Annotated in this window: 25 protein-coding genes; 13 read left to right on the top strand and 12 right to left on the bottom strand. The window is 70.0% G+C overall.

Annotated features, from left to right (window positions below; translation table 11 throughout):
- The first annotated feature begins 21 nt into the window (after window positions 1–21).
- Both RKD05_RS07340 and RKD05_RS07335 read left to right on the top strand, forming a co-directional pair.
- Entirely contained in the window at window positions 22–1,215 is a 1,194-nt protein-coding gene (locus RKD05_RS07340; RefSeq protein WP_424709061.1) for a thiolase family protein, read from the top strand.
- Window positions 1,215–1,631 (top strand): Zn-ribbon domain-containing OB-fold protein, encoded by a 417-nt coding sequence (locus tag RKD05_RS07335; RefSeq protein WP_424709060.1) that lies wholly within the window; start codon window positions 1,215–1,217, stop codon window positions 1,629–1,631. The genes RKD05_RS07340 and RKD05_RS07335 overlap by 1 nt, the downstream gene beginning before the upstream one ends.
- Before the next feature lie 64 nt (window positions 1,632–1,695).
- Here the strand turns inward: RKD05_RS07335 and RKD05_RS07330 are convergent, their stop codons facing one another.
- From RKD05_RS07330 to RKD05_RS07295, 8 genes are all read right to left on the bottom strand, one after another.
- Window positions 1,696–2,496, bottom strand: coding sequence for a coniferyl-alcohol dehydrogenase (locus RKD05_RS07330; protein WP_424709059.1), 801 nt, complete (start codon window positions 2,494–2,496; stop codon window positions 1,696–1,698).
- 24 nt (window positions 2,497–2,520) lie between these two features.
- Complete coding sequence (locus RKD05_RS07325) at window positions 2,521–3,984, bottom strand: aldehyde dehydrogenase family protein (RefSeq protein WP_424709057.1); 1,464 nt, start codon at window positions 3,982–3,984, stop codon at window positions 2,521–2,523.
- 23 nt (window positions 3,985–4,007) lie between these two features.
- Complete coding sequence (locus tag RKD05_RS07320) at window positions 4,008–6,614, bottom strand: CaiB/BaiF CoA transferase family protein (protein ID WP_424709056.1); 2,607 nt, start codon at window positions 6,612–6,614, stop codon at window positions 4,008–4,010.
- Window positions 6,611–7,111, bottom strand: coding sequence for an HtaA domain-containing protein (locus RKD05_RS07315; RefSeq protein ID WP_424709055.1), 501 nt, complete (start codon window positions 7,109–7,111; stop codon window positions 6,611–6,613). The genes RKD05_RS07320 and RKD05_RS07315 overlap by 4 nt, the downstream gene beginning before the upstream one ends.
- Entirely contained in the window at window positions 7,108–8,355 is a 1,248-nt protein-coding gene (locus RKD05_RS07310; protein WP_424709053.1) for an NAD(P)/FAD-dependent oxidoreductase, read from the bottom strand. The genes RKD05_RS07315 and RKD05_RS07310 overlap by 4 nt, the downstream gene beginning before the upstream one ends.
- Window positions 8,352–8,552, bottom strand: coding sequence for a ferredoxin (locus RKD05_RS07305; RefSeq protein WP_424709052.1), 201 nt, complete (start codon window positions 8,550–8,552; stop codon window positions 8,352–8,354). The genes RKD05_RS07310 and RKD05_RS07305 overlap by 4 nt, the downstream gene beginning before the upstream one ends.
- 25 nt (window positions 8,553–8,577) lie before the next feature.
- A complete protein-coding gene (locus tag RKD05_RS07300) occupies window positions 8,578–9,843 on the bottom strand; it encodes a cytochrome P450 (RefSeq protein ID WP_424709050.1) in 1,266 nt (421 codons plus the stop codon).
- Window positions 9,844–9,910: 67 nt separating this feature from the next.
- Window positions 9,911–11,623, bottom strand: coding sequence for an FAD-dependent oxidoreductase (locus RKD05_RS07295; protein ID WP_424709049.1), 1,713 nt, complete (start codon window positions 11,621–11,623; stop codon window positions 9,911–9,913).
- Window positions 11,624–11,781: 158 nt separating this feature from the next.
- Here RKD05_RS07295 and RKD05_RS07290 point away from each other — a divergent pair, with 158 nt between their 5' ends.
- Window positions 11,782–12,525 (top strand): FadR/GntR family transcriptional regulator, encoded by a 744-nt coding sequence (locus RKD05_RS07290; RefSeq protein WP_424709048.1) that lies wholly within the window; start codon window positions 11,782–11,784, stop codon window positions 12,523–12,525.
- Window positions 12,522–13,250 (top strand): FadR/GntR family transcriptional regulator, encoded by a 729-nt coding sequence (locus RKD05_RS07285; RefSeq protein ID WP_424709046.1) that lies wholly within the window; start codon window positions 12,522–12,524, stop codon window positions 13,248–13,250. Before RKD05_RS07290 ends, RKD05_RS07285 begins: the two co-directional genes overlap by 4 nt.
- Here the strand turns inward: RKD05_RS07285 and RKD05_RS07280 are convergent.
- Window positions 13,247–14,125: a tyrosine-protein phosphatase gene (locus tag RKD05_RS07280; protein ID WP_424709045.1), complete on the bottom strand. Its 879-nt coding sequence runs from the start codon at window positions 14,123–14,125 to the stop codon at window positions 13,247–13,249. The two genes, RKD05_RS07285 and RKD05_RS07280, sit on opposite strands and share 4 nt — an antisense overlap.
- A 63-nt stretch (window positions 14,126–14,188) precedes the next feature.
- On the opposite strand from RKD05_RS07280, the gene RKD05_RS07275 reads away from it, so the two are divergent.
- Window positions 14,189–15,817, top strand: a complete 1,629-nt coding sequence (locus RKD05_RS07275) for a pyruvate, phosphate dikinase (RefSeq protein ID WP_424709043.1) — start codon at window positions 14,189–14,191, stop codon at window positions 15,815–15,817.
- Complete coding sequence (locus RKD05_RS07270) at window positions 15,814–16,701, top strand: LuxR C-terminal-related transcriptional regulator (RefSeq protein ID WP_424709041.1); 888 nt, start codon at window positions 15,814–15,816, stop codon at window positions 16,699–16,701. The genes RKD05_RS07275 and RKD05_RS07270 overlap by 4 nt, the downstream gene beginning before the upstream one ends.
- A 66-nt stretch (window positions 16,702–16,767) precedes the next feature.
- Here the strand turns inward: RKD05_RS07270 and RKD05_RS07265 are convergent, their stop codons facing one another.
- Window positions 16,768–18,531: a PEP-utilizing enzyme gene (locus RKD05_RS07265; protein ID WP_424709039.1), complete on the bottom strand. Its 1,764-nt coding sequence runs from the start codon at window positions 18,529–18,531 to the stop codon at window positions 16,768–16,770.
- Window positions 18,532–18,823: 292 nt separating this feature from the next.
- Between RKD05_RS07265 and RKD05_RS07260 the strand changes: the two genes are divergently transcribed.
- From RKD05_RS07260 to RKD05_RS07250, 3 genes are all read left to right on the top strand, one after another.
- Window positions 18,824–19,813 carry a hypothetical protein gene (locus RKD05_RS07260; protein ID WP_424709038.1) on the top strand — a complete coding sequence of 330 codons (990 nt, stop codon included), beginning with the start codon at window positions 18,824–18,826 and terminating at the stop codon, window positions 19,811–19,813.
- Between the two features lies 1 nt (window position 19,814).
- On the top strand, window positions 19,815–20,495 hold the full coding sequence (locus RKD05_RS07255; RefSeq protein WP_424709037.1) for a histidine phosphatase family protein: 681 nt from the start codon (window positions 19,815–19,817) through the stop codon (window positions 20,493–20,495).
- A gap of 68 nt (window positions 20,496–20,563) precedes the next feature.
- Window positions 20,564–21,283, top strand: a complete 720-nt coding sequence (locus tag RKD05_RS07250) for a FadR/GntR family transcriptional regulator (RefSeq protein ID WP_424709036.1) — start codon at window positions 20,564–20,566, stop codon at window positions 21,281–21,283.
- A 6-nt stretch (window positions 21,284–21,289) separates the two neighbouring features.
- Here RKD05_RS07250 and RKD05_RS07245 read toward each other — a convergent pair whose 3' ends face one another.
- Both RKD05_RS07245 and RKD05_RS07240 read right to left on the bottom strand, forming a co-directional pair.
- A complete protein-coding gene (locus RKD05_RS07245) occupies window positions 21,290–22,369 on the bottom strand; it encodes an alcohol dehydrogenase catalytic domain-containing protein (RefSeq protein WP_424709035.1) in 1,080 nt (359 codons plus the stop codon).
- A 25-nt stretch (window positions 22,370–22,394) separates the two neighbouring features.
- Window positions 22,395–23,825: an aldehyde dehydrogenase family protein gene (locus tag RKD05_RS07240; RefSeq protein ID WP_424709033.1), complete on the bottom strand. Its 1,431-nt coding sequence runs from the start codon at window positions 23,823–23,825 to the stop codon at window positions 22,395–22,397.
- Between the two features lie 131 nt (window positions 23,826–23,956).
- Here RKD05_RS07240 and RKD05_RS07235 point away from each other — a divergent pair, with 131 nt between their 5' ends.
- Genes RKD05_RS07235 through RKD05_RS07220 form a run of 4 tightly spaced genes read left to right on the top strand, consistent with a single transcriptional unit; the run spans window position 23,957 to window position 26,719 of the window.
- Complete coding sequence (locus RKD05_RS07235; RefSeq protein WP_424709032.1) at window positions 23,957–25,153, top strand: cytochrome P450; 1,197 nt, start codon at window positions 23,957–23,959, stop codon at window positions 25,151–25,153.
- 31 nt (window positions 25,154–25,184) lie between these two features.
- Window positions 25,185–25,397 carry a ferredoxin gene (locus RKD05_RS07230; protein ID WP_424709031.1) on the top strand — a complete coding sequence of 71 codons (213 nt, stop codon included), beginning with the start codon at window positions 25,185–25,187 and terminating at the stop codon, window positions 25,395–25,397.
- Complete coding sequence (locus RKD05_RS07225) at window positions 25,394–25,993, top strand: hypothetical protein (protein WP_424709029.1); 600 nt, start codon at window positions 25,394–25,396, stop codon at window positions 25,991–25,993. Before RKD05_RS07230 ends, RKD05_RS07225 begins: the two co-directional genes overlap by 4 nt.
- Before the next feature lie 48 nt (window positions 25,994–26,041).
- Entirely contained in the window at window positions 26,042–26,719 is a 678-nt protein-coding gene (locus RKD05_RS07220) for an SGNH/GDSL hydrolase family protein (protein WP_424709027.1), read from the top strand.
- Window positions 26,720–26,721: the final 2 nt, after the last annotated feature.

Below are 26,721 nucleotides of genomic sequence, written 5' to 3'. Positions count from 1 at the left end.
CCTTCGAGAGAAGACACGAGTATGAGCAGATCCGTCGCGATCATCGGGTACGCCGCCGCACCCGTCGGAAAGTGGCAGACGCCCCCGGATGCCGACGAGCACGTGCTCGAGCACGAAGTCCTCGGCAGGCTCGCCATCGAGGCCGCCCACGATGCCGGGATCGACAGGTCCGACATCGGCGCGTTGGCGATGAGCCTCCCCCGCCCGTACACGCAGCAGAAGTACTTCGCGACGTTCCTGGCGAACTACCTGGGCCTGCCGCTGACCGCGGGGATCGCCGAGGTCCTGGGCAACGGGATGACCGGAGCCCTGGCCTTCGAGTCCGCCGCCAACGAAATCCTCCTCGGACGCGCCAAGGTGGCTCTCGCGATGGGCATCAACGTCGAGACCGCGATCAGCGCACGCGATCACATGATGAGCTCGATGCGCGCCGTCGGCGACGTCGACTTCCAAGCTCCGTTCGGCATCACCCCGATCGCCTGGTACGCGATGGATGCCAACCGGTACATCCACGAGCACGGCTCCTCCCGCGAGCAGATCGCCACCGTGGCCGTGAAGAACCGCCTCCACGCGTCGATGAACGCGCTCGCGCACTTCCGCTCCCCGATCACCCTCGAGGAGGTGCTCGCCCAGCGACCGATCGTCGAACCGCTCGGCCTGTACGAGGTGCCCCCGCGCAGCGATGGCGCCGCGGTCCTCGTCCTCGCGGACGAAGACGTGGCTCGTGCGCTCGGCCGACCGTACGTCCGGGTGCGCGGGCGCGGCTTCTTCCACGAGGGCGCCCACCAGATCAGCGCGATCCCGAACGACATGATCCGCCTGGAGGCTGCCGAGCGTGCCGGCGCGGAGGCGTGCGCGCAGGCCGGCATCCGCTCCGTCGACGTGGACTTCGCGGAGCTGTATGCGCCGTGCACGATCGTCGAGATTCTCGTGGCCGAAGCTCTGGGCCTCACGCCGCGCGGCCACGGCGCGGCGTGGGCCGCCGAAGGGCGAACGACCCTCGGCGGTGACATGCCCCTCTGCACGTCCGGTGGGCTCACCTCGCGCGGCCATCCCGCCTACATGACGCCGCTCTACAGCTTCGTCGAGGCGGTCGAGCAGCTTCGCGGCACCGCGGGAGGCCGCCAGGTCGCCGGCGCACGGCTCGGTCTCGTCTCGGCGGAACTCGGCAACTACAACGCCGCGCTGGTCCACGTCCTCGAGGCGGTGGCCTGATGATCGACATCGTCACCGTCGACACCCCCCACCCCTACCCGCCGAGGATCTCGGCGTTCACGCGGCCGTTCTGGGAGGCGCTGGCCGAAGGCCGACTCCTGACCACCCGCAGCGTCGCGACCAGGGCGTTGACCTTCCCACCGAAGCCGATCTCGCCCGCGGACTGGACGACGGAGGTCGAGTGGGTGGAGCTGTCGGGATCCGGCGTCCTCTACTCCCACACCACCATCCACGCCGCGCCGACCGCGTTCGTCGGCGACCTCCCGTATCGCGTGGCCATCATCGACCTCGACGAGGGGATCCGCCTGGCGACCCGTCACATCGGCGAGATCGCCCCCGTCATCGGGGCTCCCGTCGACCTCGTCGCCGTGCGGCACACCGACGCCGTGTCGTTCGCGGCACGGTCGCGAGCCTGAGCACGACGCGCGAAGGGGGCGTGGCATCCGTCGATCGGATGCCACGCCCCTCGGTGCGCGGCCGTCAGGCTCGGCCGGGGTACGGCACGTCGCCGGCACGCATCCCGGCCTTCAGCCCTCCATCGACGTCGAGGACCTGGCCGTTGACGAAGCGTGCCGCGGGAGAGGCCATGAAGACGAGCGCGTCGGCGATCGTGTCCGGCTCCGCGAACCCACCGACGAGGTTCCTGATTCGCTCGACGCGGTCCTCCGTCATGACCTTGAGGAAGTCGCCGATGATCGGCGTGTTCGTCATGCCGGGCGATATCGCGTTGATGCGCTTGCCCTTCTGCGCGTACTCGATCGCTTTGCGGATCGTGTAGTAGCTGACGGCTTCCTTCGAGAAGTTGTAGGCCTTTCCTTCCGCCTTGCCCTCCGCGTACCACGCGACCCCCTCGGCGAATCCCGCGGTGTCGTAGAGCTCACGATGGACGTCCTCGCGTGTGGGCCACAGCACGTCGCCGTTCGAGGACACGTTCGTGACGTTCCCGCCCGGGGCGAGCAACGGCTCGACCGCCTCCGTCAGGTGTCGAAGACCCAGGTAGTTCACCGAGACCACGAACGCGTCGGGCAGGGATCCGCCGGGCACACCCGCGATGTTCAAGAGACCGGAGTACGGTCCCCCCTCTGCGAGCCGGGCGACGACGGCGTCGATGCTCGCCGGATCGGAGAGGTCGACGGCGTAGTGGGCCGTGACAGGGTAGTCCGGTTCGTTGCGGTCCAGGCTGATCACCTCGGCGCCGGCCGCGACGAGCTTGCGCCCCGTGGCGCGTCCGATGCCGGATGCGGCACCGGTGACGATATACCGGCTGTTCTCGAGTGACATGTGTGCTCCTCTTCTTCGAGTGGTCTAGGCGTGCCGCGCCGGGCCGGCGAGGGTCTGCAGCTGCGTGAACGCCTCGAGGCCCCAGCTGCCGTTCTCGTACCCGATCCCGCTGTGCTTGGCACCGCCGAACGGCAGGTGGGGCAGGATGCCGCGGGTGTGGTGATTCACCGAGGCCTGGCCCGACTCGAACCGCGACGCGATCTCGCGCGCCCGCTCGAGGTCCGCGCCCCACACGGAGCCGGCGAGGCCGAAGTCGGTGCCGTTCGCGCGCGCGACGGCCTCCTCGACGTCGTCGTAGCCCACGACCGGGAGGATCGGGCCGAATTGCTCGTCGGCGACGATGGCGGAGTTCTCGGCGACGTCGGTCACCACGGTAGGCGGGAAGAAGTAGCCCGCACCGTCCCTCGCCGCACCGCCGGCGGCGATCGTCGCCCCCTGGGCCGCTGTCGCGGAGGCGAGATCTCGGATGCCACGGAACTGCGCCGGCGTCGCGAGCGGCCCCAGCTGGGTCCCGTCGAGCAGCGGGTCGCCGACGCGGGCCCGCCCGGCCAGGTCGGCGAAGGCCTCGGTGTAGGACGCGCGTCGGCGTTCCGGCACGTAGAGGCGCTTGATGAGCGCGCACATCTGGCCGTTGTTCTTCATCGCCGCCCAGAAGAGCTGCTCGGCGAACTCCTCGGGTTCCGCGTCGTCGAGCACGATCGCGGCGTCGTTCCCCCCGAGTTCGAGCGTGAGGCGCTTGAGCGACGACGCCGTCTTCTGGGCGATGCCCATGCCCACCGCCGTCGACCCGGTGAAGCTCACCTTGCGCACCAGCTCGTGATCGATGAGCTTGCTGCCCAGCGGCTCGGGTCCCGAGATCACGGCGAGGACACCGGCAGGGACGATCTCCCGCACCAGCTCGCCGAAGAGCAGTGCGGTGAGGGGCGTCGAGGACGAGGGCTTCAGCACCACGGTGTTTCCGGCGAGCAGTGCGGGTGCCGTCTTCCACGAGATCATGAGCATCGGCTGGTTCCACGGGATGATCCCGGCGACCACGCCGAGCGGACGGTGCACGACCTCGACGAAGCCGTTCTCGTCGTCCTGCACGACCCGGTCGCCGAGATCGACCTCGGCGAAGTGCCGGAACCAGTCGGCCGAACGGAGGACGTCGCCGACGCCCTCCGCGCGCGGCTTCCCCTGCTCGAGCGTCACCAGGGTGCCGAGCACCTCCTGGTTCGCCACGAGGACGTCGGCGATGCGGTGCAGAACCGCGCGGCGCGCCACGATGTCGCCGCGCCACCGCGGGAAGGCCGCGTGCGCGGAGCGCACCGCGCGATCGAGCTCATCGTCCGAGCAGCGCGGAGCCGTCGCGAGTGTCTCGCCCGTCGACGGGTTGTCGACCGCGAATCGGTCGGCCCCCGAGACGGCACGGCCGTCGATCGTCATCGAGTACTCGCGCGCCCGGATCCGGTCGACCAGGTCGGTCACCGTCGTTGTCACGGTGGTCATTCGGTGCTCCTTCGGTAGGGGTCTCACACGACGCCGTCCGCGCGCAGCGCGGCGATGCGGTCATCGTCGAACCCGAGGATCTCGGCGAGGATCTCGTCGGTGTCTTCGCCGTAGTTGGGGCCGGAGCGGTCGAGTCGACCACCGATGTGCGTCGGGGTGACCGACATCCGCACCGGGTGCTCCTTCACCGGCCACGTCCCGATCTCGCTCTGGCGCAGCTCTACCGTCCAACCGAGGTGGGCCAGCTGGGGGTCCGACTCATAGCGATCGGATGCCTCCTGGCAGACGCCGGCCGCGACCCCGGAGCGCTGCAGGAGCGCCATGAGCTCGCCGCCATCGCGATCGCGTGTGGCCTCCTCGATCTCGGCATCCAACTCGTCCTGGTGGGCCAGCCGCGCCGCCATGTCGACGAAGCGCGGGTCGCTCGTCCAGTCCGTCCTCCCCAGAGCCGCGGCGAGCGCGCGCCACTGCTCCTCGTCGAAGACGGCGAGCGCGATCCAGCGGTCGTCGCCCCGGGTCCGGTAGGCACCGTGCGGTGCGGCGGCACGGTACGGCGAGCGGTTCCCCGCCCGGCGCCACGAGCGGCCGTTCACCGACCAGTCCAGGAAGGCGGTCCCCGTCAGTTGCAGACCGATCTCTCCCTGCGACGCGTCGATGTGGCATCCGTGGCCCGTGCGATCCCGCCGGTACAGGGCGGCGATCATCGCATTGGCCATGTTGTAGGCCCCGAACCAGTCGAGGTACGAGTAGCCGATGCCGGCCGGGGGGAACGGGGAGGGGAGTCCCGACATCTCGCTGATGCCGGTGAACGCCTGCGCCGTCGGGCCGAAGGCACGCAGCCGACCGTACGTGCCGTGCTCCCCCATGCCCGACTGCTGGACGTAGATGATGTCGGGCTTGAGCTTCTTGAGCCGGGCGTATCCCAGCCCCATGCGCTCCATGGTCCCCGGGGAGAACCCCTCGACGACCATGTCGGCGTCGCGGATGAGGTCCTCGAGGATCCGGCGCCCCTCGGGCGACTTCAGGTTCAGCGACAGCGCGCGTTTGCCCGCGTTGATCTCCATGAAGGAACCGCTGCGGTTGGGATTCGACCGGTCGAAGGCCGGGGTCGGGAGCGGCGCGGTCGCGGCGCTGCGTTCGTCGCGACCGCCGGGCGGGCACAGGCCCTGGCCCGTGCGCATCCCGTCGAGGCGACTGTCGTGCTCGACCTTGATGACGTCGGCGCCCAGGGCCGCGAGGAAGCGTCCCGCACCCGCGCTGGCGAGCATCCAGCTGAGGTCGATGACGCGCACGTGCCCGAGGGCGAACGGCGCGCCGTGCACGCTCCGCACCTCATCGGTGGGGATGGATGCCACGGGCCGGTGCGTCGACGGCGCCGCCCAGTCCCGGCGGACCTCGGCGGTGTGCTCGCCCACGCGCGGCGCGGGGCCGCCGTACGCCCACGCGGCGTCCTCCGAGTACCACTTCGCCCCGACGTGCGCGACCGCGCGTGCGAGGGCCGGTTCGTGGAGATCGACGACGGCGCCGCGCATGCGCCAGTGGGGGTCGGTGACGTTCTCCTCCGGCAAGCGCACGGGCGCCCAGGGCAGCCCGTGGCGTTGACCCGCCCGCCACACGTCGGCGGAGTACAGGGTCGAGGAGAAGAGCTTCTCGACCGCGCCCGAGAGGCGATCGACCGCAGCCGCCGTCTGGCGCCCCTCGGCCGTGGCGTACTGCGGTTCCTCCAGGGCGGCACCGCTGCCGTACTCGCGGAGCACGGCGACCGTCGACTCCCACGCGCTCGCGTCGGCGGTGACCGATCCCTTCAGGTAGGTCTTGTAGGGCAGCGCGTAGCGGCCGTCCTTCGTGATCGCCAGGGCCGGCAGACTCGCCGACACCATCGAGTGACGGCACGTCAGCCGCCGGTGACGCTGGCCGAGGAACAGCCAGTCGGGGGCGTCGGTCTCGGTGTTCTTGCTGACGGCCTCGTGCACCGCGACCGACATCGCCTGACCCCGCCCGGTCCGGTGGCGGTAGACCAGAGCACCCAGTACCGAGATCACGGCCTGCTCACCCGTGATGTGGTACGCCTGCCACATCTGCGGGGCGATCGGCGGGGTGTCGTAGAAGCCGCGCGGATCCGGATCGTATCCGCAGTTCATCATCACGCCGCCGAGGGCGAGGTGGATGAGGTCGCTCCCGACGTAGTCGGCCCAGGGGCCGGTGTCACCGAACGGCGTGACGCGCAGATGCAGCAGGTGCGGGAGCTCGGCGAGGAGGGTGTCGGCATCCACTCCCCGCTCGACGGCCCAGCCGCGCGGCATGCTCTCGATCACGAGGTCGGCCTGCCGGGCGAGCCGCCGGAGTTCGTCGCAGCCCTGCGGGCTGTCGAGGTCCAGCGCAACGGAGCGCTTGCCGTGGTTGTAATGCCACCAGTACAGGCTCTTCTCCGGATCGGGCACATCGTCGACGAACGGGCCGTAGGCCCGCGTCGGAGAGCCCTCCCGCGGTTCGACGCGAACGACGTCGGCACCGAGTCCGACGAGGACCCGGCCCGCGTACTCGCCGAGCTCCCCGCCGATCTCGAGCACTCGCAAGCCATCGACGAAGCCGGCCGCCCCCGGGGAGACGGTCTCGGAGGCCGCGGTCATCGCCGCGTGACCCTCAGCGAGAACCCCGCGGCCTCGGAGGCGGGCTCGTACACGCCGCCCAGCAGGGCCGCACCGGCCGCCGTCAGCCGTGTGACGGCGGCATCCCACTCCCAGCCGTCCGCGGTTCGCGTCGGACCGCCGTCGGCCGTCGCGACGACGATGCGACGTTCGAACGACCCGGGCGGAGTCGTGTCGACGCTGAGGGACGCGCCCTCCGCCGTGACCGACACGTGGGGATCACGCAGATCGACGTGCAGCATCCCGCGGTAGCCGCGGAAGCGGACGCCCCCCTCGAACAGGAAGGTCGTGGCGTCACCGGCGTCGCCGGCATCGACGCGCACCGCGTCGAAGACGAGGTCCCCGTCCTCCGACTCGCGCGCCGCGCCGGACTTCTCCTCGGTGCCGTCGGGGAGAGCGCCGACGTAGTCGCGGAAGCTCTGCTTGACGTTCCAGCGCAGGTCACCGGCGACCGCGGCGGTCTCGGACTCCGCGCTCATGACGCTCCCACGGCGACACGGGCGGACAGCGCGCGATAGATCTCGCGCACCTCGTCCCAGCTCATGCCCTCACGGATGCGGCGGCGATCCTTCATGATCTTCGACGGCTCGTTCACGGCCAGAGCGCCCACCACCTTGCCGCCGTCCTCGAACAGCGCGACCCACTTGCGCGACTCGACGCTGCCGAACACCACCTCGGGCTCGCGGTCGGTCACCACTCCGGTGAACTGGATGCGGTGCCCGTACCAGTCGCTCCAGAAGTACGGGACCGTGCTGTAGGGCTGGCGGTCCTCGACACGGACCACGGCGTTCTCGCCCGCGACGGACCCCTGCTCGTTCGCGCTGGTCCACGTCTCCAGGCGCGCCGTGAGACCCGTGTGCGCGTTGGGCCACGAGATGACGTCCCCGGCGGCGAACACGCCGGGGACCGACGTCTCGAGGAACTCGTCGCACAGGACACTGCCGTCGCCGGCGAGCTCGACGCCGCTGCCCACGAGCCATTCGGTGTTGGGAACGACGCCGATGGACACGAGCAGGGTGTCGGTGGGGATCACGGAGCCGTCACCGAGCACGACCCGCGCCACGGCACCACCGTCGGCTTCGACGGCCTGCACGCTCGCCCCCAACCGCAGATCGACCCCGCTCTCGCCGTGCCACTCGGAGAACAGCAGTCCGAGGTGACGGCCCAGCGCACGCTGCAGGGGAACGGGAGCGGCCTCGATGAGCGTCACCTCGGCGCCGAGCTTGCGGGCGGCCGTGGCGATCTCCGCGCCGATGATGCCGGCGCCGATGATCGTCAGGCGTTTGCCGGGCCCGAGTCCCGCGCGCAGGGCCGGGACGTCGCGCGCGTCGCGCAGCGTGACGATCCCGGTGGCGGCGGGCAGACCCGGCAACTGCCGCGGCCGCGTGCCGGTGGCGACGACGAGCGCGTCGTAGTCCACTCGCTCCTCGCCCACGACGACCTGCCGCGCCGAGGTGTCGAGCCCGGTGGCGCCGCGTCCCGCAAGCCAGGTGACACCGAGTCCGGTCGCCGGGTCGTCGTCGCGCAGGGTCGGGGCCTCGACACCGTCGAGGAGGCACTGCTTGCTCAACGCGGGGCGGTCGTAGGGGTGCTCCTCCTCGGCGCTGACGACGGTGATGTCACCCCTGAATCCGGCCTGGCGCGCCGCCTCGGCGGCCCGGAGCCCCGCGAGCGACCCTCCCACGACGACGAGCCTCTGGATGCCATCCGCCACCGCGCTCACGAGAGCGCCCCCACGATGCGCAGAGCGGCGGTCGGGCACGCACGGACCGCGTCCTCGACGGCGCGACGCTCGTCCTCGGTGAACGAGTCCCGGACGAGCACGAGCTTGCCGTCGTCGTTGACCTCGAAGTGCTCCGGGTCGGCGGCCTCGCACAGGCCCAGTCCGACGCACTTGGTGCGGTCGACGTCGATCTTCATGAGAGTGCTTCCTTCTCGAGACGGGTCAGAGGGCGGTGACGTGGACGGGGAGGTGCCGCACGCCGTTGATCAGATCGCTCGCGAGCGGTTCCGGCTCACCGGTGACCTCGACGCGCACGCGGTGCAGGAGCTGCGAGTAGATGGCGGTGAGCATCGTGGTGGCGAAGCGGTTGCCGAGGCAGAAGTGGACGCCGCCACCGCCGAAGGAGACCTGCGGGTTGGGATCTCGCGAGAGGTCGAAGGTCCCCGCGTTCGGGAAGCGCTCCTCGTCACGGTTCGCGGAGCAGTAGAACAGCGCGAGCCGGTCGCCTTTGGCGATCTGCCGGCCCCTCCATTCGATGTCGAAGGCTGCGGTGCGGGCGTGGTGGATCACGGGGTTGCCGTAGCGCAGGAACTCCGGCACGGCGGTGCGCAGGCGCACGTCGATGTCCTCGCGCAGCCAGGCCTCCTGGTCGGGGTGATCGGCCAGGGCGATCTGGGCGAGCGTCGTCGTCTGTTTCGTGGTGTCGTTCGAGGCGATGGTGATCAGGTACGTGAACGCCCCGATGTCGTCGTCGCTCAGCCGCTGCCCGTCGATCTCGGCCTGCACGAGGGTCGAGATCAGATCGGTGCCGGGTGAGTGACGGCGATGCTCCGCCATGCTCCGGCCGAGCTCCATCACGTACGCGCGGGCCGCACGGAACGCCTTCATCGGATCGGCGGGGTCGCCGAACTCGGGGTCCGCCTTGCCGATGAGCACGCCCGAGGCCCGCACGAAGCCCTCGAACTCCGATTCGGGGAGGTCGATGAGGCGCGCTCCGACACGGGCGGGCAGCTTCTCGGCGACGTCGGTGACGAAGTCGAAGTCCCCGCCGCCGGCAACGTCATCGACGACGCGGGTCGCCTCGGCGGTGATGTCGTCTACGAGCGAGAGCACGCGTTTCGGGGTGAAGGCGGCGCTCACCAGCGCCCGGTTGCGCTGGTGGAGCTCGCCGTCCTGGGTGTGGAAGAAGCTGGTCGACGATCCGTCCCACGGGTAGCCGTCGATCTGGATGCCGTACCCGGAGAGGAACACGTCGTTCCGTCGCGCAGCTTCGGCGAGGTCATCCGCCTTCGTGACGGCCCAGAAGCCGAGTTCCGCCGTCGGCACCGGCAGCTCCATCGGCGGATGGAAGGTGATCTCCCCGCGTTCCCGAAGCTTCGCGAACGTCTTGTCCCGCTCGTTGAACGGCAGCCTCCAGAACGCCGCCGACGAGATGTCGAGATCGGTGGAGTACTCGTGGGGCGTGTAGGCCCGCGGTACAGCTTCCATGTCGTTCACCCTCTCGCGGACCGCCTTTGGTCCAGCCATTATATTATTAGACCCTTAAAACCCCGTGTCAAGCGTCGGCCTGCGCGCCCGACTCCGCCCCGACGGATGCGGCCAGCGCGGCACCCACGCGATACCCGTTCACCAGGGCCGCCCCGATGTGCGATCCGTAGCCCGGGTAGCCGCCGCCGAAGATGCTCTTCGCTGCCGCACCAACGGCATACAGCCCGGGAACCGGGGCATCCCCCGCCGCCAGCACGCGGTTCTCGGCATCCGTGGCGATCCCGGCGAAGGTGCCGAGGTCACCCATCCGGATCTCCGCCCCGAAGTAGGGCGGCCGCGAGAGTTCCGCGAGATTGGGGTTCGGACGATGATCGGGGTCGCCGCGGAAATGGTTGTACTCCGTCGAGCCCCGGCCGAAGGCGGAGTCCACGCCGGCCGCGGCATCCCGATTGAAGGAGTCCAGGGTGTCGGCGAGTCCACCGGGATCGATTCCGAGCTTGGCCGCGAGTTCCTCGGCGGTCTCGCCTCGCACGAGGTAGCCCGTGCGGTAGAAGTATCCGCGCGGCATCGGCCAGGGCTTCGCGTAGCCGATGCCGTACTTGTGCATCGCGCGCGAGTCCACGATCAGGTAGGCGCGGATGTCGCGCTCATCGGCGTGATGATCCAGGATCTGCCGCCCGAAGTCGTGGTAGCTCAGCGCCTCGTTGCCGAACCGTCGCCCGTGACGGTCGACGCAGATGAGCCCCGGCAGACCGATCTGCCGCAGATGCGGGAACAGTCGCTCCTTACCGGTCCGCAAGAACGAGAACACCGTCACCGGCGCCCACGAGGCGACCGAACTGACGTCGGCGTCGACACGGCCCCCCGCCGAGATCGCCAGACGCGCGCCGTCCCCGCCATGCCCGACCGTCGGCGTGAAGTGCTGGTCGCCGTGCGGATCGTGCGGGAAGTAGCGAGTGCGCAGTTCGCGGTCGCCCGAGAACCCGCCCGCGGCGATGACGACGCCGCGGCGCGCCGTGATGCGGCCAGGGTGATCGCCTCCGAGCCGCGCCCCGACGATGCCGCCGCTGTCGTCGGCGAGGAGCTCGACCGCAGGCGTCGAACGCCACAGCGTCACTCCCTTGTCGAGCGCGGACCGCACCATCAGGGTGATCAGCGCGTTGCCGTTGGTGCGCTTGACGGGCCGGCGATACCAGGCGGTGTCCCACCAGGTGCGCAGCAGCTTGAAGCCGACGTAGAAGAAGGACCGCCACGACTGATTGACGTGCGTGAACTGATACAGATCCGGTCCCACCTGGGGCATGTACCCGAACACGGTGTAGCTCGACAGATAGGGCTGGATCGTCATCCGGTGCTCATCGAGGATGCGAGCGTCGGTGTCCCGCGGGAGGATCGCCCGCCCGCCCAGACGCGCGCCCGGCAGGTCCATCTGATAGTCCGGCGACTTCTCGGGATAGTCGAACTGCACGGCCGTTCGTTCCTCGAAGAACGAGATCGCCTCGGGCACGGCATCCAGGAATGGCTCGACGCGCTGCGCATCGAAGGTGTCGGGGGCGAGCGCGCGTAGATACGCGAGCTGTTCCTCCCGCGTGTCGCCCGCACCCCCCTTCGGAGTCCCCGGCACCCAGGCCCAGCCCGCGGAGATTGCGGTCGTTCCCCCGAAGTACGGTTCCTTCTCGACCACGACGACGGTGAGACCCTCGTCCGCCGCCTTGAGCGCGGCGGCCAGGCCGGCCGCCCCGGATCCGATCACCAGCACGTCGCACTCACTGTCCCTCACGCGTCGCTCGCGCCGAGGTCCGCCGCCGTTCGTCATCATCGACTCGTCCGTTCGTTATGGTCGTTCACAACAATGGTCCTTCCATTAACTTTACCCACGGTCGGGCGGATGGGCCAAGATGGGAGAACGACGAACGACGGAGAGATCGAGGAGGCGCCATGAGCGACGGCACGGTACGTTTCGAACCGGCTCAGACCAAGCGCGCTTTCGACAGCATCATCGACCAAGTGCGCGAGCGACTGCGCGAGGGGACGCTCCGCCCCGGACAGAAACTCCCCAGCGAACGCGAGTTCGCGATCCAGCTCGGCGTGAGCCGCAACACGGTGCGCGAAGCGGTGCGCATGCTCGAGATCGCGGGGCTGGTCTCGTTGAAGAAGGGCGCGTCGGGCGGAGCATTCATCACCTCCGACAACTCCGAGGCGCTGGCCCAGGGAATCGTGGACGGACTCACGCTGGGAACCTTCACGGTGGGTGAACTCATGGAGGCGCGCATCGCGCTCGACACCGCGATCGCCCGCCACGCCGCAGCGGAGATCACGCCGACCGAGGTCGAGGAACTGCGCGCGCTCGTCGAAGTCGCACGCGGATATGCCACCGAGGCCGAATGGCCCGAACGCCTCCGCTCGCACCTCGCGTTCGAGGAACGCCTGGGGCAGATCGCCGGCAACCCCATCCTTCGGCTCCTCAACGCCCCCCTGCTCGAGTTGACGTCCGAGGTATCCCTGAGGATCGGCCCATCCGTCGGCGAAGCGATCTGGGTCGCGCGCGAGCACCTCCTCGACGCGCTCGCCCGCAACGACGCCGCTGCCGCCGAGCGGGTCGTCCGCGACTACCTCGAGAATCTCCACACCAGCTGGCTCGGCCACGGTGCCTACGAGAACTTCCTCGGCGGCGAGGCATGAGCGGGAACGACCAGACACCGGCCGCCTTCGTCCCCGTCGTCACGCGCAAGACCACGGACCTGATCGCCGACCAGATCCGGCAGCGGATCTTCGCCCGCGAGTTCGCGACGGGCGAGCTCCTGCCTTCGGAAGCGGAGTTGGTGCGCCAGACGGAATCCAGCAGCGCATCGGTGCGCGGCGCCCTTCGCGCGCTCGAGGCGCAGGGACTGATCCAGATGCGGTCGGGGCGCGCGGGTGGCGCCGTGGTCCGCCTGCCCGGCGAAGACGAACTCGCCGCCACCGTCACCCAGCTGATTCGCGGACACTCGCTCGATCTCGATGCCCTGCTGGAGATGCAGCAGGCGATCGAGCCGGTGTGTGCCGAGCTCGCCGCCCAGCACCGCACGGACGACGACGTGACCGAGCTCCGGGCCGCCGTCGCGCGGATCACGGCGAGCACCGACACCGCCGCGATGATCGAGGCGCACGGTCACTGGCACCGACTCGTGGCACGAGCAAGCCACAACGAGTTGCTGGCGGGCCTCATGGTCGCCCTGGTGACGTGGATCTTCACCGCGGTGGAGGAGAACGCCCACGAGATCGCCCGCGTCGAGAGTGCGGCCTACGAGGAGATCACGGACGCGATCGTCGACCGGGATGCCGCGCGCGCCCGTGCCCGGATGCGCGAGCACGCAACGAGTCGAGCACGTTCTCTCCGCTCCCCGCGGTCCACTCCCGAGGGCTAACCGGAGACCGGCGCCACCAGGGCCGCGCGGAGTCGGTCCACGACGTCGTCGCCGACCCCCGCCTCGCGCCGCAGGAACTCGCGCACCGAACCGTGCTCGGCATCCAGCCCCTCCAGCATGAGCCGCATCGTCTCGGCCGGCGACTCGAACAGTGCGCTCACCGCGGACGCATCCACTCCCGCGGAGGCCAGGACATCGGCGTACGCTTCGACCCGGTTGGGCCGGAAGATCGAGGTCATCGAGTAGTCCGCCACCGTCGCATCACGATCGACGCCCAGCACCTCCAACAGCAGCGCGACAAGCATCCCGGTGCGATCCTTTCCCGCCGCGCAGTGGATGAGCGCCGGGGTCGCTCCCGGCTCGGCGAGGACGCGCAGCGCGCGTCCGAACCGCGGCGCGCGCGCCCGAACCGTCCGCACGTAGTAATCGGCCAGCTCCGCCGGCCCGAACGAGCGGAGCTCGCCGACCCTCAGGCGGCGCATGTAGTCGGTGGCATCCCCCTCCCCTCCTTCGTCGATCGGCTCGGCGACGAGACGCGCGCCGGTCGGCTCGGCCCAGGCCGAGGGGGCGAGGGCGGCCTCCTCCGCGGCACGCAGGTCGATGACCGTGCGCAGCCCCAGCGCGCGGTAGCTCTCGATCGCCGCGTCCGACCACTCCGCGACACGCCGCACCGACGGACCGGGGTGCGCGAGCGCTTCGCCCCGCAGCACCGCTCCGGGCCGCACGACTCCCTCGCCCGCCACAGGAAGACCCCCGAGGTCGCGAGTATTGGTGGTGCCGGGAATCTCGACTCGCGACGCGCGCAGGCGCTCCTGCCACAGCGAAAGATCGGGGAATGTTTCCGAGATGTGGGCCTCGTCGAGCTCGTCAGTCATAAGTATATAATGCGATGGTTGGGCCTTTAAGCCAACGACACCCGCTGGTACGACGGAGTACACATGAGTGAAATGCCGATGACGCAGCTGATCGATCACGAACCCGTGATCTATCCCTTCGATCACCCGCACGAGGTCCCCGCGCGTCACCTCAAGAACCTGCTGGGCGGCAAGGGCGCTGGGCTCGCGGAGATGACCACCGCCCTGGGGATGGCCGTGCCGCCGGGATTCACCATCCCCCTGACGGTCTCCAACGCCTATCGTGCGCACGGGTGGCCCGCCGCCCTCGACGCACGCCTGGACGAACAGATGGACAGGCTCGGGACCCGCATGGGTCGCCGCTTCGGCGACGCTCGCGACCCCCTGCTCGTAGCGGTGCGCAGCGGCGCTCCCGTGTCGATGCCGGGAATGCTCGACACGGTGCTGAATCTGGGCCTCAACGACGAGACGGTCCACGGGCTCGTCGCGGCATCCGGCGACCCCGTCTTCGCGTGGGACAGCTACCGCCGATTCACGCAGATGTTCGCAACGACCGTTCTGGGCGTCCCCGGCGAGGCGCTTCCTGAATGCGCCGACCCCACCGACGTCGAGGCGCTCCGGGCGCAGGTCGACGCCGTCCGTGCCGTCGTCCGCCGCGTCACCGGCGAAGACATCCCCGCCGCTCCCGCGGACCAGTTGCGGCGGGCCATCGTGGCGGTCTTCGAATCGTGGGACAGCGCGCGCGCCCGGGCGTACCGCGCCAAGGAGGGCATCGACGAGCGGATGGGGACCGCGGTCAACGTCCAGGCCATGGTGTTCGGCAACCGCGGCGAGCGCTCCGGCACCGGCGTCGTCTTCACACGCAATCCCTCCACCGGCGAGGCCGCGCCGTTCGGCGATTACCTCCCGCGCGCGCAGGGCGAGGACGTCGTCGCCGGCACGGCGCACACGCTCCCGATCGATCGTCTGCGCGACATCGCTCCCGTGGCGTACGAGAACCTGCTCGTTGCGCTCCGCCGCCTCGAGGTGCACTACCGCGACATGTGCGACGTGGAGTTCACGATCGAGGACGGTCGGCTCTGGTTGCTGCAGACACGCGTCGGCAAGCGCGGCGCGACGGCGGCGGTGCGCATCGCCGCCGAACTCGTGGACGACCCCGCCGTTCGCCTCGAACCCCAGGTTGCGATCGAACGCGTCCCCGCCGAACTCCGCGACAAGGCGCGGCAGGAAGTCGTCGCCCACGCCCGGCGCCTGACTCCCCGCGACGATCTGCTCACCGTGGGACTCGGCGCTTCACCCGGCCGCGCGAGTGGACGGATGGTCCTCAACAGCGAGGATGCCGCGGATGCCGACGACGACGTGATCCTCGTCCGGCCCACGACCAGTCCGGAGGACGTCGCCGGGATGGCGGCATCCGTCGGCATCCTCACGACCACGGGAGGTCTCGTCAGCCACGCCGCGGTCGTCGCGCGAGGATGGCACCTGCCCGCCGTCGTCGGGGCGAAGGAGATCGCGATCGACGGCGCGCACGTACGCGTCGGCTCGCGCACGCTCCACGCCGGCGCCGTGATCACCATCGACGGCAGCACGGGAGAGGTCTGGGAGGGGGCGCACGCCGACGACGAAGGCGGCGCTGACGCCGAGGAGCTCGTGCGCGCGCACCTCCCCGAGCTGGAGCGCCTCGACAGCTGGGCGAGGGCGGCGGGACGATGATCTCGCCGGCCCGGGACTCCGCCGTCGCGTGGGACACCGCGCCGGCGTCGTCGGTCACCGAACTGGACCGGTTCGCCCGCGCGATCGCCACGGTGCGTCGTGCACGGAGCACCGCCGAGACGCTCGCGGCCATCCCGAGGGCGGTCACCGAGCTCGGCTTCGAGCGGGTGATGCTGTCGCTCGTCGACGACGAGTACTGGCGCCCGCAGGCGGTCCAGATCGTCGCAGACACGTCGTGGTCGGCGCGCGTGATGGACTCCGCGCTGCAACTCCCCCAGGCGATCCGCGACAGCGCGCCCGAACGCCGCGTGATCGAACGCGTGACGCCGGTCATCGTCCCGCCGCCCCGCGACGTGCACCCGTGGTCGAAGAAGACATGGGATTACCGGCATCCGCGCAAGGTCACGGCCTACGTGGCGGCCCCCGTCGAGATCGGCGGTCGTGTGGCCGCGCTCATCCATGCCGACCGCGCCACCTCCTGCCGCGCGCTCACCGGCGCGCACGCCACGCTGCTCTGGAGCTTCTGCGGCGTCGTGGAGCTGGCGCTCACGGCGCGGGCCGCCGAGGAAAGACTCCAGCGGATGCGCGGGCACCTCGACGACATGCTCGACCTCACCGGCACAGCCACGCACCCGCGACTCCCCCGGCTGGCGAGTCCGGAGCGCGTACCCCCTCGCGAGATCGTCGCGTTCGACTCCCTGACCGCGCGCGAGCGCCACGTCCTGGAACTGCTGGCGCGGGGCCTGAGCAACACGCAGATCGCCGAGCAGCTGCTGCTCACCGAGGGCACCGTCAAGGCCCACGTCAAGCACATCCTGGCCAAGACGCAGAGCCCGAACCGGACGGCTGCGGCCCTGAAGTGGGCGAACGGCGACGTGGGCTGATCCGATCGGATGCCGAAGAGGCGCCGCTCCCGAAGGAGCGGCGCCTCTTTTCGTCCGGAGATCGGCTCACTCGGAGACGACGCGCACCTCACCGGTGCTTCCGTCGACGGACACGAGCATCCCCGTGGCGAGTCGGCTCAGGGCATCCGGCACGGATGCGGCGGCGGGGATGCCGAGTTCGCGCGAGACGATCGCGGCGTGCGAGATGGTCGCCCCGGTCTCGACGACGACGGCGCCGGCGACGAGGAACAGGGCGCCCCACGACGAGTCCGTCGTCCGAGCCACGAGCACGTCGCCGGGTTCGATGTCCACGTCGTCCTCGATCGAGGTCACGACCTGCACGCGTCCGGTGTGAGAGCCCGGTGCGACCCCGATGCCCTGGAGGACATCGCCGACGGCCGCACGCGTGACCTCGCGCTGGGGGACCCGGAAGTCCTCGAGGTCGGGGTAGCGACCGTCGACGATGAACGGCGGCACCTTGCTCTCGAGTTCGGTGAGGGTGGCCCGGCGTTCGGCGATCGTCCGCCCCCAGGGCTCGGGGGCGTCGAGGTACCCGTCGATCTCGCTGTCCTGCAGCATGAGGATGTCGGACCAGTGCGAGAGGCGTCCGGCCTCGACGTGGCGGCGCCCGAGTTCCTTCATCACGTCGCGCACGTGGTTCACCAGGCGCGTGCACTGCACCTTGGACCCCTCGCGCGCCGGCAGCAGGGCGGGGATGACGCCGGCCGCGGCCACGAACATGCCGTGCGCCTCGGTGCCTTCCAGGGCCGCGGCCACCGCGGCGACGGCGTTCTGACGCTCCGCGACGAACGACGACGTGCGCTTCTCCGGAGACGCGTCGTCCTCGGCGCGCCGCGATCCGTCGATCATGTGCAGGACGATGCGCGGCTGCGAGGCGTACGTGGGCGAGCGCAGCTCCCAGACGCTCGGGCCCAGGAACCCCCAGTCGCCGATGAAGCGGTCCCACGCCTCCCGGAACGCGGCGGCGTCCGACGAAGACGAGCCCGCGATGCGCTCGAGCGCGCCGTCGAGCCCCGCATCGAACGCGGCGGTCAGTTCGGGCGAGCGGCGCACGATCCGTGAGATTCCCCAGATGTCGAACGACTGCTGTGCGGAGTCGACGCCGCCCAGGCCTGCGAAGATCGCGGACGTCAGGTGGCCCAGGCCCGCCGCTCCCGCGGCCTGTGCGACCACACCGGTGGCGATGTTGGCGCTGTAGAGGTTGAACATGTGGGTGGCGAAGACCGGCCGCAGTTCGTCGACCACGCGTCGCGCGTAGGCGACGAGCTGCCCGTCGGACAAAGCGGAGAAGTCGGGTGCGGCAGCCAGGAGCGCGTCGATGTCGCGGGCGTGCCCTTCGTTCGGGTCGGGGGCGGGCGCGAAGATCGCCCCCATCCACGCACCGATATCGGCCGAGCGCTCCTCGTCGACGTCGTCGGGGTGCTCCACGTAATCGGGAACGTCCGGGTGCTCACCGAAGAACGACTGGTCGATCGCCTGCGTCGTCATCCCGGGCGCCCGCACCCCGAGCACGCGAGACATCGAGAGGTTGATGTACACATAGCCGCCGAACGACGCGACGCACGTGCACTTCCCGGTCTCGAGGGGTCCGAAGTCGGAGGGGGCGAACGCCCCGATACGGAACAGGGCGTCCCGGTAGCCGCCCTCGTACACCACCCGCCCCAGCAGACTCCACGTGAACGGGCTGGAGGCATCCGTGAACACCTCACCGGTGTTCGCGCGGGTGAACACCGGATAGCGGGCGTTGACCTCGTCGTCACTCGGCCAGATCTTGGTGCTCGTACCCGAGGGCTGGGTCGTGATCGTCATGATCGAATCCTTTTCTCTTCGCGGGGAAGTCGCCTCGTCGAGGAGACCGGTTCCGGGGAGGAGTACCTCCCGCACACCCGTCCTCGCCGCGGTCTCCCTTGATCGCAACGCACGGCATCCGGGCACCCGGAGCCGTGCCACGAATCTAGGAGCGCGGTCCCCTCGGAGCGCATTACGCCGTGAATCGCTTCCGAAGGGGGCAGTCCGCCTCCCCCCTTCGGACGACTCTGCCGGATCGATCGCACTCCCGTCGAGCCGGCCGCGAGACTGGACGGGAACGAAAGAGGTCAGCATGATCACGGACGACGACGTCGAGTTCCACGCGCCGAGCCCCGACCCGATGTGGGCGGAGACGAACTACTTCGGTTTCGAGATCCCGGAAGCGGGAACCCACATCGGGCTGTACTCTCTCTTCCGCCCGAACCTGGGGATCGTGAACTCGGCGGTCTTCGCCAACTCCCGGATGGTGCCCGTGCAGACGGCCATCGACTTCTGGGACCACCGCGCCTACCTTCCGCTGGGCGAGAACCGCCTGTCCGACTTCTCGCTCGCGAACGGGCTGCGGGTGGCCTGCCTCGACCCGAACCGTCGGTGGGAGCTCCGCTTCGACAGCGAGTGGCTGACCGTGGACGTGGAGTACTCGGCCCTCATGCCTCCGTACGACATCCACGACCGGGCGATGGACCCGCTCGCGCGCGACGGCGGCGACGACCTGGCGTCGGGCGACCTGTGGAAGGGCGGTCACTTCGACATGACCGGCGCCGTCGAGGGGACGGTGCGCCTGCACGACCGCTCGTACGACGTGGACTGGCTGCTCACGATGGACCACAGCTGGGGCGTCCGCGGGGAGTACCAGAGCGGGACCATGACATGGCTGCAGGCCCACTTCTCGCGCGATTTCGCCGTGCACGCGATCTTCCAGTCGGATGCCACGACCCCTCCGGGCCAGCCGCTGGATCTGTCCATCAGCCACTCGTACGTGATGGATCACGGCGAGGCCGTGGGGGTGAAGGCCGGTACCGGCCGGACGCTCCGCGAGGGACTCGCGCAGCGCGAGGTGGAGCTCGAGCTCGTCGACGTGCGCGACCGGGTCTGGAAACTCCACGGAGTCGCCCAGACGGGCTTCCCCGCCGAGTATTGGCCCGGGTCGTCGTCGCCCATGGCGATGATGCGCTGGACGCTCGACGGCGAAGTGGGCTATGGGACCACCACCGACTTCTACGACTACCGTCACCACGTCGCCCTGCAGGCGCAGCGGGCGCGCGCGGCCGCGGAGCGCTGAGATGGGAGCGGGAGACGCGCTCGTCGGCGGCGCGCAGCGTCCGTTCGCTCGTCCTCGAGATGCCGTCGAGATCCTCCTCGTCCGACACGGCACGTCCGCACGAGGGGACGAGCCGGGCTCGCGCCAGCTCCGCGACGGCGCGTCCGACCCGCCGTTGAATGACGGCGGCCACGCCCAGGCGGAGCGGCTCGCGCCGCGGCTGGCAGCGATCGGCGCCAGCCGCGTGTTCGTGTCGTCATTGCGGCGCACCGCGCAGACGGCGGAGCCGCTCCTGCGACGGACCGGCGACACCGCCACCGTCGTCGACGACCTCCGGGAGGTGTACCTGGGTGTGCTCGACGGCGAGAAGTTCGAGGTCGAGCGCGCCGCAGGGAGCCCGGTGGTGGAGGACGTCTTCCGGCACCAGCGCTGGGACGTCATCCCCGAGGCGGAGAGCGCGGAGTCCTTCTCGACCCGCGTGCGCCGCGGGCTCGATGCGGTGGCGGACGCGACCCCGCACGGCGCGGCATCCATCGCCTTCGTGCACGCGGCCGTCATCGCCGAGCTCCTGGCCCAGATCACGGGAAGCCGAGCGCTCGCCTTCATCGGCGTCGAGAACGCGTCGATCAGCACCGTGATCCGCAGCGGGTCCGGGCACTGGATGCTGCGCAGTTTCAACGACACCGCGCACCTCTCGGCCTGAACGGGACGATCGCCCCCGCGTAGGATCGAATCCGCCCGCCCGGCGGGACGAAGCGAACGGAGTGTGCGATGGCGCAAGCGCAGGACTCGCCCGCGGGTGCCGAGCCGATCGTCCTCGGCAAGATGAAGGTTCCGCGGGCGTCGCAGATGCTGGCCGATCAGCTCGCCGAGCACATCCTGAGCGGCGAGTTCCCCGAAGGGTCGGGACTGCCCCCCGAACGTGAACTGGTCGACCAGACGGGACTCAGCCGCACCACGGTCCGCGAGGCGCTCCGCATCCTCGAGGTGCAGGGCCTGATCAAGGTGCGGGCGGGGCGCGCCGGCGGCGCGTTCGTCCAGCGCCCCGGCGAGCAGGCCATGGCCAACACCGTGCAGGACATCATCCTGGGGCGTGAGATCACGCGGACCGCTCTGCTCGAGGCTCGGCGCGCCATCGAACCGTTCTGCGCACGCCTGGCGGCACGCACCCGTACCGACGAGCAGCTCGACGAACTCGAAGAGTCCCTCGACACGACCGACGGCGACTGGCACGTGGCTGTCGCGCGAGCCGGCAACAACCCTCTGCTGTCGGGTCTGATGGTTTCGCTCACCCAGGGAATCCACGCCGCGACCGAACACGACCTGATGGATGCCGACGCCCTCGGGCACGCGGTCGAGTCGCACCGAGCCGTGACCGACGCCATCCGCGCGCGCGACGAGGACACGGCGGAGCGCGAGATGGAGCACCACGCGCACGTGTTCTTCAAGCTCGATGAACGCGTCGTCCCTCGGCAGATGGGGCGGCGCTGACCCCACTCACTCTATGTGGATCGGCGTGCGCACCACCGCGCCCGACCGCTGATCGGCGACGACGCGGTTGATGTCGGCGAGTTCGACAGGGTCCGACAGAAGCTTCTCCACCGGCAGGCGTCCCGTGCGCCACAGGTCGGTCAGCAGGGGGAGATCACGGCGCAGGCTGATGCCTCCGTGGAAGCTGCCGGTGATGCGCTTGTCGTCGTGGAACATCTCGTAGGCCGGAATCTCGACGACCGCGCCCGGGGCGCCGGCGCCGACGACGGTGACGGTGCCCCCGCGCCGGACGGCCCGCCAGGCGGTCAGAACCGTGGCGGGCGCCCCCACCGCGTCGATCACGACGTCGAGGTCGCGGCGTCCGTCGGCGAACTCCTCGGGCGTGGCCGCGGCCGTCGCCCCCAGGGACAGCGCGAAGTCCCGGCGCGAGGCCATCGGGTCGACGGCCACGAGGTCGCTCGCTCCGGCGACGATCGCCCCCAGGAGGGCGTTGAGACCGATCGCGCCGCACCCGATCACGGCCACGCGGTCGCCGGGGCGTACAGCCGCGCTCCGTAGCGCAGCCCCCGCGCCGGTGGCCGTGGCGCAGCCGAACAGGGCGGCGATCTCGAACGGGAGGTCGTCGGCGATCTTGATCACGGCGTGATCGGGGAGCAACGTGCGCTCGGCGAACGTCGCCGTCTTCATCCCCTGGTGCACGGCCTGACCGTCGATCGAGAGCCGCTGGGTCGAGGTGTGTTCGCGACCCGCTCGCGCATCGGCGGTCGAGCTACGGTTCGCGCAGAGGTACTCGTCGCCGCGCAGGCATGGTCGGCACGTTCCGCAGGGGGCCACCCAGAGCACGAGCACGCGGTCGCCTGGGCGGACGTTTCGGACCTCGCGGCCGACCTCGGCCACGACGCCGGCACCCTCGTGACCCAGCACGACCGGGGTCGGCTGGCCGAAGACGGTGGTGAGCGAAAGGTCGGACGCGCACACCCCGACCGAGTGGAGGCGCACAACGACCTCGCGCGGGCCGGGCGTCGCCAGGCTGACTTCGCGGACGTCGAACGGCCCGCCCGACTCCCACATCACTGCTGCACGCATGTCCTTCTCCGTTGCTCGATGCCGATCAGCCGGCGTAGTGGATGGAGGTGTACGACAGGTACGACGCGAGGCCCTCGAGTCCGAACTCGGTGCCGATGCCGCTGTCCTTGTGGCCGCTGAACGGGGCCGCGGCGTTGGAGCCGTACTGGTTGATGCCGACGGTGCCGGTGTCGATCCGGCGTGCCACCGCCGTCGCCGCTTCCTCGTCCCGGCCGAACACGGTGCCCGCGAGGCCGTAGGGCGAGTCGTTCGCGATGCGGATCGCGTCCTCGACGTCGCGATAGGTGAGGACGGTCAGGACGGGGCCGAAAATCTCCTCCCGCGCGATCCTCATCGCGTTGTCCGCCTCGACGAAAACGGTCGGACGCACGAAGAATCCCCGTTCGAGCGGCGCCCCGACGCCCCCCACGAGGGGGCGCGCACCCTCGTCCACCCCGAGCCTGATGTACTCCGCGACTCGATCGCGGTGACGACGCGAGACCAGAGGGCCGAAGAACGTGGAGGGGTCCGACGGGTCGCCGAGCGGGGCCGCGGCGATGGTCTCGGCGACCACCTCGGCCAGCTCCTCCGCGCGGTCGTGCGGCAGAAGCAGGCGCGTGCAGGCCTTGCAGGTCTGCCCGGTGTTGCGCATCGAAACCTTCAGGATGTTCGCGGCGAGCACCGTGGCATCCGTGTCGGGAAGGGCGATGGCCGCGGACTTTCCGCCGAGTTCCAGGGTCACGGGACGCAGGAGCCGCCCCGCCGCTTCACCGATCCATCGGCCTGCGGCCGTGGAGCCGGTGAACGAGATCTTGCCCACCATCGGGTGCTCGACGAGGGCCTGCCCGGCCTCCACTCCGCCCGTGACCAGATTCACCACTCCGGGCGGGAACCCCACCGCGCGGACGGCATCCATGAGCTCCCGTGCCGCGAGCGGCGTCTCGGGTGCGGGCTTGATCACCACCGTGCAGCCCGCCACGAGAGCGGGGGCGAGCTTGACCACGATGAGGCTCAGCGGATAGTTCCACGGGGTGATGAGCCCCGCGACGCCGAGCGGAGTCCGCAGAACGCGCGACCGGCCGGGGGAGAGCGGATTGAGCCTCACGTCTTCCGCGAACGCGTCGTCGGCGAGGCCGGCGACGAGTCGAAGGTGGGCGGCGGCTTGCACGGGCGCGTGCCGGGCTTCGCTGATCGGGGTGCCGTTCTCCCGCGTGATCACTCGGGCGAGGTGGTCAGCACGTCGCTCCACCTCGTCGGCCAGGCGCACGACCAGAGCGGCACGCCGTCCGGGGTCGGTGGAGCTCCAGTCGGGAAAGGCCCGTCCGGCTGCGGCGACGGCCGCATCGATATCGGGTGCCCCGCCGTCCGGCACCTCGGCGATCGTCTGCTCGGTGAACGGGTCGACAACCGGCAGCCGACGTGGGCTCAGAGCGGGACGCCAGTCGCCGTCGATGAAGACGGTGTCGTACGTGTGCATCGCGCGGTCTCCCTCGACGGTTGCGATCTGTTCGCGCTCCCGAGAAGATGGAGCGTTCGCGTAAACCATACATGTGAGTTATGGTTGGACCAAACTTCGACACGGAGTCGAGGCTCGAAGGAGAGTCATTCATGAGTGCCCCCACGCAGATCGACCTCATGGACCTGTCGCCGTTCATCGCGGGCACGGAGCTGGAGAACTTCGCCGCGCTCCGCGAGCACGACCCTCTGCATTGGAACGAGGAGCCGAACGGCGGTCCGGGATTCTGGTCGATCACGCGCTACGCCGACCTGATCACCGCGATCGACGACCCGACGACCTACATCAACGGCGAGGGCACCCAGATCCTCAGCCGCAAGGTCGAGGGCCACCACCCGACCGTGCACAACACCGATGCCCCACGCCACATGGAACTGCGCCGCATCGCGACGCCGCACCTCCGGGCGGTCAAGATCAAGGACTGGCTCGAGATCATCGACTCCAACGTCGACGAGATCCTGGATTCCGTCCAGGATCGGCACGACTACGACTTCGTGCACAACGCCGCCGCGCTGCTGCCGATCCAGGTGCTCGGCGAGGTCCTGGGCGTCCCCCACGAAGACGGGCACCTGCTGCTGGATTGGACCAACCGCGTCGTGTCGGACGACCCGGAGTACATGACGACGCCGGACGAGAAGGAGCGTGCGCGCGCCGAGATGTTCGCGTACTTCAAGGAACTGACCGAAGAGCGCCGCAAGCGCCCCCGTCATGACATCATCTCGATCCTCGTGCAGGCGAAGATCCGCGACGAGCCGCTGTCCTGGGAGGACCTCGCGGCCTACTACTTCGTCCTGGTCGGGGCCGGCAACGAGACCACCCGCAACCTCCTCACCGGGTCGATCCTCGCCTTCCACGAACACCCCGACCAGTGGGAGATCCTCCGCCGGGATCCCGGGCTGCTCGGCTCGGGCATCGAGGAACTGATCCGCTACGTCACGCCCATCCGGGCGATGCGTCGTACCGCCACGTCCGACGTCCAGTGGTACGGCAAGACGATCCGCAAGGGTGACAAGGTGGTGCTGTGGTTCCAGTCCGCCAACCGCGATCCCGAGGTGTTCGAGGCCCCCGACGACCTCCGCGTGGATCGCTACCCGAACGAGCACGTCGGTTTCGGATGGGGCGTGCACTCGTGCATGGGATCGCACCTCGCACGCGCCGAGGCCAACTCGTTCCTCGGCAAGATGGTGGAGCGCGACCTGCGGATCATTCCGCGCAGCGAACCCGACCGCCTGCACACCAACCAGTTCAACGCGTTCAAGCGCCTTCGCGTCGACAGCGAACGCGCCTGACGGCCCGCATCCCTCAACGAGGAGGAAAAGGATGAGTATGAAGATCGAGGTCGACTGGGACCTCTGTGTCGGACACGGGCAATGCGAGTTCGTCGCGCCCGACATCTTCACGGTGAACGACGAAGGCATCCTCGAGGTGCTCGACGAGACGCCGCCGGAGACGGAACGCGGAAAGGTCGAACAGGCGATCCGCCGGTGCCCCGTCCGTGCGCTGGCGCTGGCCGCCGAGGGGGTCGCCCCGTGACCGCGATCGCGTTCGACCGCTTCGAACTGCTGCACCAGATCAAGGTGCGCGGATTCGCCTCGGCTCACGCGGTCGCGACCGGTCTCGGACACGCCGACGAGGACGGGGTGGAGGCGGCGCTTCGCGAACTCGAATCCCTCGGTCTGTTGAAGTACCGCGAAGGCCGGGTGACGGGGTTCTCGCTCACCGCCGACGGGCGGTCGACGCACGCCGAGCTGCGCGACACCGCACTCTCGGCGGCGCAGCGCGCCACCATGACACACGCCTATGAGGGGTTCCTCGGGCCCAACCGCGAGTTCAAGACGCTGACGACCGACTGGCAGACCCGCGACGAGACCGAGGACCCGGCCCCGCTGCTCGATCGCCTCGACGATCTGCACGCCCGCGTGGACGCTCTGCTCGTCGAAGCCGCGCACGCGCAGCCGCGATTCGCCCACTACCGCCGACGGTTCGCCGACGCCCGAGCCCGCCTCCGCGCCGGGGACGCGACCGCGTTCGCGCGCCCCATGTCGGAGTCCTATCACGACGTCTGGATGGAGTTGCACGAGGACTTCGTCTCGTCGCTCGGGCACGAGCGCACCGAGGCCGACGAGTGATTGCGGCGGGGGCGACCCGTCGCCCCCGCCGCAACCGAGAATGGACGCATGCGTCGCGCGCTCGGCATCCTGATCGCTGCCGTTCTCGCGCTCTGTCTCACGGCGTGCGCGCCTCCGGCGCAGCCGCAGCCGCCCGCCGAGGGCGCCACGACGGTCGCGTTCTACGGCGACTCGTACACGCGCGGGACGGGCGCGAGTTCGTCCGACAAGCGCTGGTCGACGATCGTCTGCGCGGAGCGCGGATGGACCGAGATCAACCGCGCCGAGAACGGCCTGGGCTTCGTCAACCGCCGCGCGAGCATGGGGCCGGGGCTCGATGACATCCCCGCCCAGATCATCCGCGACGATCCCGACATCGTCTTCGTCACGATGGGCCTGAACGACAACTTCAGCTACGACGGCGCCGCCGCCGAGATCCGCGCGGCGATCGACAGCGACCTGGACCGGCTGCGCCAGGGCCTCCCCGGCGCGCGCATCGTCGTGGTCGAACCGTTCTGGTGGACCGCCGACCGGCCGGCATCCGTCGACGTCATCATCGGCTGGGTGCGCGACGCCGCGGACCGGATCGGCGCCGATTACATCGCCGGGGCGAGTCACTGGCTCGACGGGCACTACGCCGACGACGCCGACAGCTGGATGGCCGGCGACGGACTCCACCCGGACGACGTCGGCTACGCGCACATCGCCGAGCGGATGGATGCCGAGCTCCAGGCGCTCGGCCTCTGAAA

Origin of the sequence: Microbacterium sp. SLBN-111, assembly GCF_049739645.1 — a bacterium.
Lineage (GTDB): Bacteria > Actinomycetota > Actinomycetes > Actinomycetales > Microbacteriaceae > Microbacterium.
The sequence above is the reverse complement of the archived record's forward strand: the minus strand, read 5'-3'. Positions and strand labels throughout refer to the sequence as shown.